Origin of the sequence: Thaumasiovibrio subtropicus (genome assembly GCF_019703835.1) — a bacterium.
Taxonomy (GTDB): Bacteria; Pseudomonadota; Gammaproteobacteria; order Enterobacterales; family Vibrionaceae; genus Thaumasiovibrio; species Thaumasiovibrio subtropicus.
The window spans coordinates 215,380-229,814 of the sequence record NZ_AP023054.1 but is presented as its reverse complement, the minus strand read 5'-3'; the positions used below and the strand labels follow the sequence as shown (position 1 = coordinate 229,814).

14 protein-coding genes are annotated in these 14,435 nt (G+C 48.1%); 2 read left to right on the top strand and 12 right to left on the bottom strand.

The features are described from left to right. Window positions 1-107: 107 nt before the first annotated feature. The 3 genes from trpS to rpe are packed head-to-tail and all read right to left on the bottom strand — an operon-like array spanning window position 108 to window position 2,524. Window positions 108-1,115, bottom strand: coding sequence for a tryptophan--tRNA ligase (gene trpS, locus TSUB_RS01100; protein WP_087020814.1), 1,008 nt, complete (start codon window positions 1,113-1,115; stop codon window positions 108-110). Between the two features lie 29 nt (window positions 1,116-1,144). Next, window positions 1,145-1,846, bottom strand: a complete 702-nt coding sequence (locus tag TSUB_RS01095; RefSeq protein WP_087020811.1) for a phosphoglycolate phosphatase — start codon at window positions 1,844-1,846, stop codon at window positions 1,145-1,147. A 3-nt stretch (window positions 1,847-1,849) separates the two neighbouring features. Then, window positions 1,850-2,524, bottom strand: a complete 675-nt coding sequence (gene rpe, locus TSUB_RS01090; RefSeq protein WP_087020808.1) for a ribulose-phosphate 3-epimerase — start codon at window positions 2,522-2,524, stop codon at window positions 1,850-1,852. A gap of 118 nt (window positions 2,525-2,642) precedes the next feature. Here rpe and TSUB_RS01085 point away from each other — a divergent pair, with 118 nt between their 5' ends. Next, entirely contained in the window at window positions 2,643-2,804 is a 162-nt protein-coding gene (locus TSUB_RS01085) for a DUF2970 domain-containing protein (protein WP_087020821.1), read from the top strand. Window positions 2,805-2,814: 10 nt separating this feature from the next. Here the strand turns inward: TSUB_RS01085 and TSUB_RS01080 are convergent, their stop codons facing one another. From TSUB_RS01080 to pilM, 9 genes are all read right to left on the bottom strand, one after another. Further along, the gene (locus tag TSUB_RS01080) at window positions 2,815-3,651 is read right to left on the bottom strand and encodes a Dam family site-specific DNA-(adenine-N6)-methyltransferase (protein ID WP_087020805.1); all 837 of its coding nucleotides are present in this window, start codon (window positions 3,649-3,651) and stop codon (window positions 2,815-2,817) included. 71 nt (window positions 3,652-3,722) lie between these two features. Continuing rightward, window positions 3,723-5,372, bottom strand: coding sequence for an SPOR domain-containing protein (locus TSUB_RS01075; protein WP_087020802.1), 1,650 nt, complete (start codon window positions 5,370-5,372; stop codon window positions 3,723-3,725). A gap of 11 nt (window positions 5,373-5,383) precedes the next feature. Beyond that, the gene (gene aroB / locus TSUB_RS01070; protein ID WP_087020799.1) at window positions 5,384-6,460 is read right to left on the bottom strand and encodes a 3-dehydroquinate synthase; all 1,077 of its coding nucleotides are present in this window, start codon (window positions 6,458-6,460) and stop codon (window positions 5,384-5,386) included. Between the two features lie 22 nt (window positions 6,461-6,482). Continuing rightward, window positions 6,483-7,001, bottom strand: coding sequence for a shikimate kinase AroK (aroK, locus tag TSUB_RS01065; protein WP_087020796.1), 519 nt, complete (start codon window positions 6,999-7,001; stop codon window positions 6,483-6,485). 159 nt (window positions 7,002-7,160) lie between these two features. Beyond that, window positions 7,161-8,801, bottom strand: coding sequence for a type IV pilus secretin PilQ (locus tag TSUB_RS01060; protein WP_087020818.1), 1,641 nt, complete (start codon window positions 8,799-8,801; stop codon window positions 7,161-7,163). A gap of 196 nt (window positions 8,802-8,997) precedes the next feature. Further along, entirely contained in the window at window positions 8,998-9,534 is a 537-nt protein-coding gene (locus tag TSUB_RS01055; protein ID WP_087020793.1) for a pilus assembly protein PilP, read from the bottom strand. Then, entirely contained in the window at window positions 9,524-10,105 is a 582-nt protein-coding gene (locus TSUB_RS01050) for a type IV pilus inner membrane component PilO (RefSeq protein ID WP_087020790.1), read from the bottom strand. The genes TSUB_RS01055 and TSUB_RS01050 overlap by 11 nt, the downstream gene beginning before the upstream one ends. Further along, window positions 10,105-10,665: a PilN domain-containing protein gene (locus tag TSUB_RS01045; RefSeq protein WP_087020787.1), complete on the bottom strand. Its 561-nt coding sequence runs from the start codon at window positions 10,663-10,665 to the stop codon at window positions 10,105-10,107. Before TSUB_RS01045 ends, TSUB_RS01050 begins: the two co-directional genes overlap by 1 nt. Next, window positions 10,662-11,657: a type IV pilus assembly protein PilM gene (pilM, locus tag TSUB_RS01040; RefSeq protein ID WP_087020784.1), complete on the bottom strand. Its 996-nt coding sequence runs from the start codon at window positions 11,655-11,657 to the stop codon at window positions 10,662-10,664. The genes TSUB_RS01045 and pilM overlap by 4 nt, the downstream gene beginning before the upstream one ends. A gap of 161 nt (window positions 11,658-11,818) precedes the next feature. Here pilM and TSUB_RS01035 point away from each other — a divergent pair, with 161 nt between their 5' ends. Beyond that, window positions 11,819-14,410, top strand: a complete 2,592-nt coding sequence (locus TSUB_RS01035) for a penicillin-binding protein 1A (RefSeq protein ID WP_221274551.1) — start codon at window positions 11,819-11,821, stop codon at window positions 14,408-14,410. Window positions 14,411-14,435: the final 25 nt, after the last annotated feature.

The following is a 14,435-nucleotide window of genomic DNA, read 5'->3' as shown; positions in this document are numbered from 1 at the left end:
GACCTACGGTCGCTTCCAAAAAAGAACCCCGCTTAAAAAGCGGGGTTCGTCATCAATCTGAAGCCACGCACTGCGTGGCTTTCTGTTTTAACCGCAATCGATGGCCACTATGGGCGTCCCACAAAACCAACCGCTGCGTAGACTTTTTCGAGGATCTGACTAGCACGAGCAGACGCTTTTTCCGCCCCGGTACGCATCACTGCATCCATGTAAGCACGGTCAGCACGAATACGCTTGTATTCAGACTGTACAGGTTCCAACATGGCGACTAAAGCTTCGCCAAGATCTTTCTTGAACGGACCATACATCTCAACCCCGGCATACTTGGCTTCAATATCAGCAAAGCTTAGCCCAGTGGCGGCTGAATATAGTCCCATCAAGTTCGCAATACCCGCTTTGTTTTCAACATCGTAAGCGATACGAGGCGGAGTATCGGTATCGGTTTGTGCCTTGTTGATCTTCTTGATGATCGATTTCGGATCTTCGAGCAAAGTAATCACGTTCTTACGGTTATCATCAGACTTCGACATTTTCTTCGTCGCGTCTTGCAGGCTCATTACGCGTGCATTCGCGGTTGGAATATACGGTTCTGGCACCACAAAGGTATCGCCGTAGATGTTGTTAAAACGCGTCGCGATATCTCGGGCAAGTTCCAAGTGCTGTTTTTGGTCATTGCCTACCGGAACTTGGTGGGTGCCATAGAGAAGAATATCGGCCGCCATCAATACAGGGTAGTCAAATAGACCCGCGTTTACGTCATTAGCGTAACGTGCAGACTTATCTTTAAACTGCGTCATGCGGTTTAACTCACCGACTTGTGTATAGCAGTTCAACACCCAACCTAGCTGTGCGTGTTCAGGCGCATGAGACTGTACAAACAGTGTACTTTTCTCAGGCGATACGCCAACCGCTAAACAGGTTGCAAGTGCATCCAAGGTCGCTTCGTGCAACGCCTTGGGATCTTGGCGCACGGTAATGGCGTGTAGGTCAACAACACAGTAGTGACAATCATAGTCATCCTGCATTTGCTCCCACTGACGCAACGCACCTAAATAGTTACCAATACTTAATTCACCAGAAGGCTGTACGCCACTAAATACAATGGGTTTGGTCATGCAAGTTCCTATCTCGTCTCTTTCGGGCTTCAGCCCATGTTGTACTCGCGCTCTAGTTTAACGGTATCACGCAGTTGACTAAAGTGCTCTAGAACAATATTTGGCTCACTGAGCGCAATTGGTTCACCATGATTGTATCCATATGTCAGACCGACAACCGGACAACCCGCGTTTTTTGCGGCCAAAATGTCATTTTTAGAGTCACCCACCATCAACATTTCCTTCGCAGAGAGCTGATGCTTATCCAAGAGCCAGTTAAGGGCCGTTGGATCAGGTTTTTTCACAGGAAAGGTATCGCCACCAATAATATCACTGAAAAAGTGTTTGATACCTTGCTGCTCCAGAACATGCGGCACAAACTGAGACGGCTTGTTGGTGACGAGCGCCATCGTATACCCCGCGGCATGCAATTGGCTCAATGTCTCCTTCACACCCGCATACAGTTCACTGCCCGTATGTCCCGTCGCTTCATACTCTTGGTCAAACCGAGCTCGCACTTGTGCGTGTACCTTGGGGTCCAAGTCGTCACTTGGCGTCAATGATTGACTCATTCCACGCGCAACCAGCACATCGGCCCCATTACCGATCCAGGTTTTCACCTGTTCGATAGTCGCTCCTGGCATATCAAACGCGCGTAACGCGCGATCGAGCCCTACTGCAAGATCAGGCACGCTATCGAGTAGCGTACCATCAAGATCAAAGGCAATCAGGCGAATCCCTTCAAACTGCATCTATTAACCCTTTACTTTTGCCAGTTCAGCGCGCATCTCATCGATAACGGCTTTGTAGTCTGGCTGATTGAAAATTGCTGAGCCAGCAACAAACATGTCAGCACCGGCTTCGGCAATTTCACGAATGTTGTCGACTTTAACCCCGCCGTCGATTTCAAGACGAATATCGCGGCCTGACTCATCTATACGGCGGCGGACCTCACGAAGTTTATCTAAGGTGCCCGGAATAAATGATTGTCCGCCAAAACCTGGGTTAACAGACATCAGAAGGATAAGGTCGACTTTATCCATCACGTAATCTAGAACAGAAAGTGGGGTTGCTGGGTTAAAGACCAAACCCGCCTGACAACCGTGCTCTTTGATCAGCTGTAGCGTGCGATCAACATGCTCAGACGCTTCTACATGGAAAGTGATCATGCTAGCACCCGCTTTTGCAAAATCAGGAATAATGCGGTCAACGGGTTTCACCATCAAGTGAACGTCGATAGGTGCAGTAATACCGTAGTCGCGAAGTGCTTTACAAATTGGCGCACCGAAGGTTAGGTTAGGTACATAGTGATTATCCATCACGTCGAAATGCACCACATCTGCACCAGCAGCGAGGACTTTTTCAACGTCTTCACCTAAACGAGCGAAATCAGCAGATAGGATCGATGGAGCAATCAGGAAGTCTTTCATGTCGGTTCTCTTGTGGCATGTCGATTAAGTGGCGCAATTCTACCCGATATCACAACCAAAAGGATACCCTGTGACACGTCGTAACCTACACAAACCCAATTCGACTTGGGAAATTTTGATGAGTGTTTTATCGGCGCTATTCGGCGTGCAGTCTGAAGAGCACAGAGAACGAGATTTTAAACAACGTAGCCCGCTCCCCTACCTATTGATAGGGATAGCGATGATTGCATTCTTTGTGCTTGGCTTAGTGATGATTGTAAAGCAAGTCGTTGGTGGTTAATCGGATGCGATTACTGGCTCACGTTATCTTTGGCCGATTGAAAGAGTGCCAGCAACTCATCCACTTTGTTACGACCACTCCCATTGCGACTAATTGTTCGCTTCACTTTGACGACGGATAAGGATGCGCCATGATAGAGACGTCGCGTCAGTGCTGTATCATGATTCGAAATAAGGACAGGCACTTGCTTGTTTTGCGCAGCATGTTCAGCACAATCGGCCAAGGTTGCTTGGTCATCTAAACTAAACCCATTCCCAGCATAAGACGTGAAGTTTGCCGTGGTTGAAAGCGGTGCGTACGGTGGATCACAATAAATCACACTGCCCTTACGCGCTTTCTTGAAGGTCTCGACATAGCTTTCACAAACAAATGTGGCGCGCTTTGATTTTTCCGCAAAAAACTCCATTTCCGCTTCTGGGAAATAGGGCTTTTTGTACGAGCCAAACGGCACATTAAAGCCACCCTTTTTGTTGTAGCGACACAAACCATTAAAGCCATGACGGTTCATGTAAAGGAAATAGAGTGAGCGCACATAAGGATCTTGAGTCTGATTGAATTCATCACGAATCCCCAGATAAACGCTTTTGACATTGTGTGCTTGATCAAACATCCCTTTTGCATCTTCAATAAAGCGCTTCGGCTCTTTCTTTAAGATGTTGTAAAGGTTGATCAAATCAGGATTGATGTCCGCAAGAAGGTACTGGTCATAGTCCGTATTCAAAAATACCGACCCAGCCCCAACGAAAGGCTCTATTAATTTGCGTGATGGCGGCAAATGACGCTCAATATCCTCTACCAGCGAATATTTTCCGCCAGCCCACTTAAGGAATGCGCGATGCTTCTTCATTTAAGCTCTTCCACCACCAACAAAACACGAAAGGTGGCGGATTGTACCTTATTTTTCAACATCTCTCAGCGTTAATTTGCTCTATCAATTTCCAAGTGGATTTGACGATAAGATTTCACCCAAGGCTGTACTTCTTGGGCTTTTGCGGGCAGGGAAAACTCAGCCCGGCGTGCCGCTTCAATCGATGGATAACTGCCAGTCACAACAATATACCAATCACCTCCATTACGTACGGTTTGGTATATAGATGCTTGACCTGCCATTTCGACTTCTTGAATAAACTGCTGCGCTGCCGCTTGACTGCGGACAGCGGCCAGTTGCAGCGCATATCGATTAGCGGCAATCTGTTTTAGCTCAGTACCAGGGCGGCTAGATGCGCTACTTGGTGGCGGTGTAGTTACAGTCGCCGTATCTTCTGGTTCACGAATCGTGACTTCCGCTGACGGTGTCGCTGTTTCAGTTGTGACAACAGGCGTATCGTTCATCGGCGCTGCCTCGCTTACGCTGCTATCCAATATATTTTCAACTACTGCGGCGAGTTCAGGCTGCTCACTCATTGCTACGCTACCATCTCCACCCGCTTCTTGTTCGGTAATAATAGAGTCAACCACTTCACCCGGAACAACAACTCGCTCACGCTCATCCAGACGCCCAACCGTCAATCCATCGGTGATCACCTCTTGAGGTAGCATGCGATCGTCATCGGTAACTCGCGAGTCTGTCATCTCTGCACTTTGTGACTCTGCGCTTTGCGCACCGGATAGGTTAGCAACGTTTTCCGCTGCCGATACACTAGATTCAAACCCTGCTGGTACTTCAAATGGCCCCGTTTCTATGGACGGAAGATCTTCTTGCACACCCGGCGGTGATTGGATCGCAGTTTCAAAGTCGACATCCGTATCTTCATCCATGACGGAGATAACTTCCGGCTCACGACTTCCACTTGCGGGGAAGAAGTAGAATATCAATCCCGCACCAATCAAGGTCAAGACCACAAAAATAGCGGCCAAAATAGGAATGGTACGGTTGGCTTTCTTGGCCATATCGTCTGCCTCTTGATGTTGTAGTGCTGCCAATGCGCCAGGCCAGGGTGGAGTCACCTCTAGCTGGGTACGAATATCACGACGTTGATTCGCATCTAAGCGTAAGTGAGCAATAAGTATATCGACAAACTGTTGCACCTCAGCGTCTTGCAGTGGGTTAAGCTCAACTTCAATCGGAGTTGAGCCTTGTCCATGGGAAACTTTGCTCAGGTAGTTATCCAATCGACCTTCTAACGCAAATAGCAGTACATTTACCTGCAAGTGCTTCAGCCGACTTGCATCTTGCACAAGCGCCCAAAGATCACCAATCATCGCTGGACTAAGCAAATCGGCATCATCGATAACGATCAGGATATTACTCGCGCTATCGCCAAGCAGATGTTGAATGCTTTGGGAAAGTGTATCTTGCTCGTTAAACACCGCGCCTTTGAATAATTGATCGATTAAAATCGCACGGTGTTGCGCATCCTGCTGTTGAGTATGGCAGATCAGATAGGCTTGGTGAGAGTCTTGTGCCCAGTGACTCAGATAATGCTGAGCAAGAAAGGATTTACCGGCTCCTTGCGGTCCGGTAACCTGGATGAGATTCGAACTAAAACGAGTAAGAAACTGCAGTCGGTTTAAAACGTGGATCTGACTTTCCAGCTCAATGACTGGTAAGCTGACCGCTGTACTCATAGTTGTGCTACCTAGTTTGCATCAATGACCTGATGCAGAATATCTTCGCTAACACCTGCCACGACTTTCGCACTGCCAATACCCATTGGCAACACAAAGCGTAATTGACCTGCTAACACCTTTTTGTCACGCGCCATATGACGCATAAACGCTTCAAATGTCATGGTATCAGGTTTTGAAACAGGGAGTTGAGCCTTTAGTAGCAATTGTCGGACACGTTCCACAAGTTCAGCAGACACCATACCCAAAGCATGCGCCGTTTGAGCTGCTAGCACGGTACCCGCAGCAACCGCTTCACCATGCAACCAGTTCCCGTAGCCCATTTCCGCTTCAATGGCATGACCAAAAGTGTGGCCTAAGTTCAGCAGGGCCCGTACACCCGATTCACGCTCATCTTCAGCGACAACATCAGCTTTAATCTGGCAACAACGACGAATTGCATAGCTCAATGCTGCTTGTTCTTGCCGCACTAGCGCATCCATGTTGTCTTCTAACCAAACAAAGAAATCATGATCTGCAATAATGCCGTATTTAATCACTTCAGCAACACCAGCTGCGTATTCACGCGCCGGTAGCGTTTGTAAGCAGTCGGTGTCAATTACAACACTGAGCGGCTGATAAAACGCACCGATCATGTTCTTACCCAGCGGATGGTTGACCGCTGTCTTCCCTCCTACGGAGGAATCAACTTGGGAAAGCAAGGTTGTAGGCACTTGGATAAAGTCGACACCACGGTGAAAACTGGCCGCGGCGTAACCCACCACATCACCAATCACACCACCACCGAGCGCAACCAGCAACACATCTCGACCGAGATTGCGCTCGAGTAGAAAGGTCATAATATCGTTAAATGTGGCTAACGATTTATATTGCTCGCCATCAGGCAAAGAAAGCAAGTGAACCTGCTTTGCCAGTGGCGACAGTGTTGCTATCAGCTTGTCCGCATAGAGAGGGGCAACCGTTTCGTTACTGATTACCACCACTTGACGATCAGCAACCATTTCAAACAGTGAACTGTCTTGAAATAGTCCTTTATCAATCGAAATAGGATAGCTTCTCTCCGCTAAGCTGACAGTTAACCTTTCCATGGTATGCCCCTTCAATAGATAATTAGCGCTCTTCTAGCAACTTAATAATTTGGTTTGCAACGACTTTAGCACTTTGCTCGTCAGTACGAATTACGTAGTCAGCCACTTCTTCATAAAGAGGGTTACGTTCTTCTGCTAACGCTTCAAGTACTTCGCGAGGTTGGTCGGTTTGGAGAAGTGGGCGCTTCTTATCACGCTGAGTGCGTGCAAGTTGCTTTTCAATGGTTGTTTCCAAATAAACAACAATGCCACGAGCAGAAAGTCGGTTACGATTTTCTTTACTCTTAACAGAACCACCACCCGTCGCAAGTACAATCCCTTGCTCTTGGGTCAGGTCATCAATGACACTTTCTTCGCGAACACGGAAACCCGCTTCGCCTTCTACATCAAAAACCCAGCTGATGTCTGCGCCAGTTCGCTCTTCAATTACGGTATCAGAGTCTAAAAACTCCATGTGTAGCTGTTGAGCCAAATGTCTACCAATCGTGCTTTTGCCAGCACCCATTGGACCTACTAGGAAAATATTTCTTTTTTCAGCCATGTTAGCAATATACGTGCAGTTAAAATCAAACAAGTCTGCCCGCAGGCTATAAAAAAGCCCGAGACACCATTTCCTCACAGATAATTCGTGATCAGACCGCGAATTATCTCAGGTGTCTAGGGCACTTTGCAATAGCTAGATCAATCCTGAGGCCGAAAGTTATTGGCTAACAATCTGCGGCGTTACAAAGATCAGCATCTCACGCTTTTGAATATTCTCAGAATCTCGGCGGAATAGCATACCCAGTGCAGGTAAATCCCCTAGCACAGGCACCTTGTCCGTCGTTTTCGTGATGGCATGCTGGAAAATTCCGCCTAAGACCACGGTTTCACCATCTTCGACCATAACTTGGGTGTCAATTCGACGCGTGTTGATAGATACAGCTTTACCAAAACCAGTATCAACCGTGTCACCCTGACTATCTTGAGTCACCTCAAGGTCAAGAATCAAACGTCCATCCGGCGTGATTTGTGGTACGACGCGAAGACTCAACACCGCTTTTTGGAACGCAATGGTGGCTGCGCCGCTCGATGCAGATTCCAAATACGGGATTTCGACACCCTGCTCTATGTAAGCCGGTTTCTTGTCTGCCGTCATAAGACGTGGACTAGAGACAATCTCCGCCTTGTTTTCCGCTTGCAGCGCAGAAAGTTCGAGGTCCAACAGTAAGTTTTTACCCAATTTGGCAACACTGAATGCAATACTGGACGCTCGTGGGTCAGCAATACCGAGGTTCACATTGAGATAGTCATCCATTTCGACCGAATCTTTACCTTCTATCGAACGTCCTGGCATCGCCCAAATGTTACTCTCAATACTACCGCCTCCAGCCACACTGCCATTAGTATTTGAGAAGCCCCATTTCACACCCAACGCAGAGAGGTCACCCTCATCCACCGTCACAATGCGAGCCTCAATTTGCACTTGCTTAATCGCAATATCAAGGTCACTGATCAGCTTTGCAATCACTTCCTGTTGCGCAGGCACATCTCGAACAATCACTGCATTAGTGCGTTCATCGGTACTCACTGCACCACGGTCAGTCAGTAAGCTAATACCATCTTCTGTACCAGCCAACAACGCTGCAATGTCTCCTGCCTTAGCAAAGTTAATCGAATAGAGCTCGGTCTCTAGTGGCGCTAACTCCTCTTCCATCTTCTGTGCTTCCAAGGCTTCGAGCTCGTTCTTTTCAAGCTCGGCTTTTGGCGCAACCAAAACAACGTTACCTTCAACACGTTTATCTAGACCCCTTACGCGTAAGATAAGATCCAGCACTTGTTCCCAAGGCACGCCATCTAGACGGAGGGTGACATTACCAACAACACTATCAGAGACCACCAAGTTAAAATCATTGTAATCAGCGACTAACTGAAGCACATTTCGCACTGGTATATCTTGAAAGTTGATAGAAATGGGTTCGCCAGTGTACTTCACCGTTTCAACTTGGCTCTGTGCTGTCGCAACTTCTTGGCGAGGCGGCTGCTTCATGACGACGCGCAACTGCTTGCCATTAAGCTGGTAGTCATACTCATAGTCGCCTTTTGTGCTCAACACCAGACGCGCACCATCTTCTAATAAGAAGGTTTCGACATCACTTACCACGGTCGCAAAGTCGTTAACATCTAAAATATAAAGCAGCTCGTTGGGGAGAGCGGTATTAAGAACATCGACCTGTAGTGCTTGCTTTCGACGTTCTACATTGACGATCGCTTGTGGATTCGCAAACTCAGCAATCAGTACACCGTTACCATCTTTATCTCGTCGAAAGTCAATGTTCTCAACACTATTAGTGTTTGGCATCTCTATTCGACTTGTTGAAGCGACTTCGCCGGGCAAGGCTGGCGCATTTGCGCTCACTAAAGCAGGCGTGAACAGCAGGCTCAATGCTAACGCCACATGACTGGCACGGGTGAGAATGGCTGCACCCAAAGAGCGACGCGGTGGGATATCCATATCGTTTTGTTTACCTATATTCATTTGCATACTCACACTTCCATCATAGCGAAACGCTCACTGGCTGATTGACTGCCAGTTTAAGCGAACGCTGCTGCCAACAACCTAATCCGTCAGGAAGGCTTTCCTGCACTTCAATTCCAAATTCTGTTACGTGCTTAACTCGTCCACGATTTAGCCCCATGAACTGCCCTGCACGAATTTTTTCTAAACTCCCCTCTGGGGTTTGCACTAATGCCCAGCGAGTCGCACTATCACCAATGATGCCTTTCACTGCCAACGTGTCGATAGAAAACTGCTCTAGCTTTTGCGGACTGCGAGTCAAATCAGGTTGCCAGCAATCAACTTCCATTACCGTTGCTGTCGCGCGGACCGCTATCGGTCTCGTGAACGGCTCGCGTCCTGATGCCGCGTAAAAGGGTAACGGCGAATAAACAAACTCATCAGGTAACGGTTCAACCTTTGCGGTCGCACGAGCACGAATCTGCATCACTTTTTCGGGTATCGATTCATCATTGGCTTTACAACCACCAAGGAGTACAAGAATCGCTAAAGTGGTTACTTTCCATTTAGTTGCCACGTTCCACCTCCGACAAGAATCTGTAGGTCTTCGCTGAAACCTGCAGTCTTAAGCCATCGTTTCCTCGACCAAGACTAAAATCATGCAAGCTCACCAAACGCGGCATTGAGGCAATCGCCGCACTGAAGTCGCCAACTTGGTTATAATCCCCAGAAATCGATAAGCTTAATGGGATCTCTTCGTAGTCATCTCGTCTCACTCGGTTTGCCCAATCAATTCGATGGAAGGCCAAGCCAAATTCAACGCCGATTTCATTGATACCTGAAACCAAAGAGGCCAGCTCTTGCTCGGCAGGCAGTTGGGTCAGCACACGCTCATATCGAGCCTGAAGCATCTCAATCTGCTCTTCCAAATATGGAATAGCAGCAACCTGATTACTTTTAAGCGTCAACTCATTGTGTAGTTGGGCCTCTTTCTCTTTCAGACTATCTAGCTCTGAAAGCTCCGGTTTTACGAAATAGAAGTAACCACCCACACTCAATAGCAAAGCCAATAAAGCGACCACAATCATCTGCGCTGGCAGTGGCCACTGCATAATTTCATCGAGTTCAAGTTCTCGCAGATTATCCATTACTGCTCTCCTTGCACTGTGTTCACCCACTCAAACGAACTACGGAAGGCAATTCGTTGCGATGCAGCGGTTTGCTGTTCGGTAATTATCGAGTGCATGATGAGGTTACGCATGTTGGGGTGGGATTCACCATTTGCCAAGAAACGAGCAAGCTGCGCATTACCGTCGGCTTGACCACGTAGCTCAATGCGAGCCCCATTCACTGATAATTGCTCCAAGTAGACCCCTTCCGGGACTAACTCAGGAAAGAGATTCAATAGCGCTGTCACTTGATTACGTTGTAATTGAATGTTGTTAATCACCTCTACCCGACGTAACAGCTCACTACGTTGCTGGTTCAACGCCGGCACCTTGGCAAGACGATAATCCAACATGCGAATTTCCTGTTGGAATGCCGCATTACGCTGCTCTTGCACGTTTTTCTGCGTGCCGATGTAATTCACAACGCCATAGACGCCAGCGGCACAGACCATCGCTGCACCCAGCAATAAGGCTTTAAAACGCTGTTGATGATTGTGCTGTTGCCATTCGCGCCATGGCAGTAAGTTAATCTGGATCATGCCTGAGCCCCCCGCAACGCCAACCCTGTCGCAAGGCCGAATCGACTGTAGTTCTGCTCAGGTCGATAACCCGCTAACTTATCTGCCCGAGTCAATACTGCAAAAGGGTCAGACCACTGTACAGGCATCGACAGCATCTGGGCCAAGTCATCGCAATCGACCAAGGTAGACGCGCCACCAGCCAGCCAAATGCCGTTGAGTGGAGACTTAGGATGCGTTGAGTTATAGAGCTGAATTTGGCGACGCAACTGCTCCGCCAACTGCTGCATAAATTGCTGGCAGGCACCAAGATCTGGATGCTGCCAATCAAATCGTGGATTAGTTAAAGAAATCTGACCAACAGAAAGTGGGATCTCACGACGATAAAATTGATTCTGGCTCACACCAACACAGAAATCGCTCTGCTTCATGCCAATGTCAACCACTGCCCAGTTTTGTTGAGTCGGCAAAGCTGCTTGCTGAGCCTCGCCTAACCAGATCAGGCCGTGTGATTTCAACTCGAGCACTGACGGACGAAAACGCGCCTTGGTTAAGGCGTTAATTCGACCAGCAACCGTCTGCTTGCGGCATGCATAGACTTGGTGGGCAACGGACGATGCTGATGACCCTTCACCTATATTCACAGCAAAATAGTCAAGTTGCAGCTCTTCTACAGGAAAGGGCGAAGAAGTCGCTAAGGCTTGGTGGACGGCAAAATGCTTCTCTTGATCCGATAATTGCTGATCCAAGTGGACCACTTTACTGATCACCGCACTATCCGGTAACGCCATGCTCACTCGGCGTGCTCGCTTAGGTATAGAACGACGTATTTGACGCATCTCTGACAACAAAGCTTCACTGTCGACGCTATGCTGATCATTGAGTATCGGTGATGAAAGTACACGCTCTTCAAACGCCAATAAAACGGGTTGACGCTTGCGCAGTTCTATCACCACAAGCTTGATACTGAAGTTACCAATATCTAAGCCTATGCTGAGCGGATTTAAAAACATGTCGGGAACGACTCCTTTGTTCGCGATACAAAAAACGAACTCTTTTGGGTTCACTCCATCTAATGGTGTGAATTTATTTATTATTTTTTGTTCGAGTAATCTTTATACTATGGTCTTAAACGTTAATAACTAACGAACGAAGGCGTAACAGGAATTCTCAAGTGAAGTTCATAAAGCGATTGATATTGTTTGCAGTGTTTTGCATTTTTCTTGGAGTTAGTACAATTTTTGGCTTCTATCTTTATGTCAAACCGGAACTCCCGGATGTTGCGACACTACGCGATGTAGAACTGCAAACTCCAATGCTGGTTTACACAAAAGATGGGAAGTTGATGGCTGAGTTTGGCGAAAACAAACGCATACCAGTCACGTTGGATGAGATCCCTCAACCTCTGATTGAGGCGTTGATCGCCACCGAAGATACTCGCTTCTATACTCACTACGGTATTGACCCTATCGGTATCGTTCGTGCCGCCATCGTCGTCGCTGCCTCCGGTTCGGCAAAACAAGGCGCAAGTACAATTACTCAGCAATTAGCCAGAAATTTCTTTCTCACTAATGAGAAGAAAATAATGCGCAAAATTAAAGAGATATTTATTGCGATCCATATCGAACAATTATTAACGAAAGAAGAGATCCTAGAATTATATTTTAATAAGATTTTCTTAGGTCATCGTTCATATGGTATCGGCGCGGCCGCGCAAACCTATTATGGCAAAACACTCGACCAGCTCACTTTAGGTGAAATGGCAACACTTGCTGGTTTGCCTAAAGCGCCCTCTTCGATTAACCCGATAACTTCAGCAGAAAGGGCGACCTCTCGCCGCAACATCGTTTTGCGCCGTATGTTGGAAGAAGGGTATATATCCCAATTTGAGTTTGATCAGGCACGTCAAGAGCCAGTGATTTCACGTCGTCACGGTGCAGATATCGAGCTTTATGCGGGATATTTTTCAGAATATGCTCGCGCTTGGATGATTGAGCAATATGGTGATGAAGCATTAACCTCTGGCTATCGCGTATTCACCACGTCTGACAGCAAACTCCAACAAGCTGCACAAACAGCCGCGATCAACAATCTTCTTAGCTACGACCAAGGTCATGGCTATCGCGGTGCCGTCAAAACCTTATGGCAGGCGGACGCAACGCCATTACCGGCAGAAGAGATCATTAAAGCCCTTCGCCAAGAGCCAAATTATGGCGCCCTTACACCAGCAGCCGTTACCGTTGTCGGAGATAAGCAAGTTGAGTTGATTAATCGCGCAGGCGACAACATCACCATTGAGTGGGATGGGATGAAATGGGCACGCCGTTTCATTCATGATGCCCGCCAAGGCCCTGCGCCGAAAAAAGCGGCCGACATCTTTACTGAAGGGGAGATGGTTTATGTCACCTCAGCGCAAGACGATGAAGACAACACTATTTGGTCTTTAAGCCAAGTTCCTGCGGCAAATACCGCTTTCACTGCGATATCTCCGAATGACGGTGCCGTGCTCGCCATGGTCGGTGGATTTAACTATACCCACTCAAAGTTTAACCGTGCATTGCAATCCGTTCGCCAAGTCGGTTCAGGCATTAAGCCCTTTATCTACGCAGCGGCACTTGATGATGGCATGACACTCGCGACGTTGATCAATGATGCGCCGATTAGTCGCTGGGATCAGAGCATGGGCGTTGCGTGGCGACCGAAAAACTCGCCTGAGGTGTATGATGGTCCACAACGCGTTCGCGTCGGTCTTGCTAAGTCGAAAAACGTGATGGCGGTACGCATTCTGCAGCGTGTTGGTCTTGATGAGAGCATCAATTACCTCACCCGCTTTGGATTCAAGCGCAAAGATCTACCTCGTGCGGAAGCCTTAGCACTCGGTGCAGGTAGCTTAACACCCATTGAAATGGCACAAGGTTTTGCGGTATTCGCAAATGGCGGCTATTACGTTGAGCCCTACTTTATCGAACGTGTTGAAGACGCCAATGGTGAAGTCATTTTTCAAGCCGAGCCAAAAACCATTTGTCAGCAGAACTGTCCTGAGCCCAACATTCCACCAGTTCGACTTCCTGAGGTTGAGGTTTCAGCCGCTGAGGGAACGACACCGGAACAGCAACGTCTTTTTGAAGTGGCAGGGGTAGAGGAAGATCTTCTGGCGACAGAAGAAGAGGCAGCGGAAGAAGCGTTTTCCCCGTATGCGCCGCAAGTTATTTCGGAGCAAACGGCCTTCCTGATGCGTGAAATGCTCGAAAGTAATATCTGGGGCGGAGGTAACTGGCGTGCTGGAACCGGATGGAACGGTACGGGCTGGCGTGGACAAGTGCTGAAGCGTCGCGATATTGGCGGAAAAACCGGTACAACCAATGACTCCAGAGACACTTGGTATACCGGCTACGGCCCAAGTATTGTAGCCACTTCATGGGTAGGTTTCGATGATTTCAGCCGTAAACTCGGCCGCATTAGCCGAAACCCTAATCTAGGCGACGACCAGCGTGTCGGTGGTTCTGCGGGTGGTAACATCGCTCAACCACCTTGGGTTGATTTCATGAAAGTCGCGTTAGAAGAAACGCCAGTCAGTGAAAAACAGATCCCCGAAGACATTGTCCGTGTTCGCATCGATAAAGATACCGGACTTCTGACACGTCGTAGTGATGGTAGCACTATGTTCGAGTACTTCTTAAAAGGGACTGAGCCAGAAGATGTCGTGCAGCAGAGTGGCAGTATTTTTGAAGTCACGGAGGAAGCGCCAAGCGAAGAGCTCTTCTAACTTTTATCCTGTTACGCACAACTCA

Coding starts and splice junctions, on each gene's coding strand:
- TSUB_RS01085 (WP_087020821.1), top strand. CDS start 2,643: ATGAGTGTTTTATCGGCGCTATTCGGCGTGCAGTCTGAAGAGCACAGA.
- rpe (WP_087020808.1), bottom strand. CDS start 2,524: ATGAAAGACTTCCTGATTGCTCCATCGATCCTATCTGCTGATTTCGCT.
- trpS (WP_087020814.1), bottom strand. CDS start 1,115: ATGACCAAACCCATTGTATTTAGTGGCGTACAGCCTTCTGGTGAATTA.
- TSUB_RS01045 (WP_087020787.1), bottom strand. CDS start 10,665: ATGATCCAGATTAACTTACTGCCATGGCGCGAATGGCAACAGCACAAT.
- TSUB_RS01050 (WP_087020790.1), bottom strand. CDS start 10,105: ATGGATAATCTGCGAGAACTTGAACTCGATGAAATTATGCAGTGGCCA.
- pilM (WP_087020784.1), bottom strand. CDS start 11,657: ATGTTTTTAAATCCGCTCAGCATAGGCTTAGATATTGGTAACTTCAGT.
- aroK (WP_087020796.1), bottom strand. CDS start 7,001: ATGGCTGAAAAAAGAAATATTTTCCTAGTAGGTCCAATGGGTGCTGGC.
- TSUB_RS01095 (WP_087020811.1), bottom strand. CDS start 1,846: ATGCAGTTTGAAGGGATTCGCCTGATTGCCTTTGATCTTGATGGTACG.
- TSUB_RS01080 (WP_087020805.1), bottom strand. CDS start 3,651: ATGAAGAAGCATCGCGCATTCCTTAAGTGGGCTGGCGGAAAATATTCG.
- aroB (WP_087020799.1), bottom strand. CDS start 6,460: ATGGAAAGGTTAACTGTCAGCTTAGCGGAGAGAAGCTATCCTATTTCG.
- TSUB_RS01060 (WP_087020818.1), bottom strand. CDS start 8,801: ATGCCAAACACTAATAGTGTTGAGAACATTGACTTTCGACGAGATAAA.
- TSUB_RS01075 (WP_087020802.1), bottom strand. CDS start 5,372: ATGAGTACAGCGGTCAGCTTACCAGTCATTGAGCTGGAAAGTCAGATC.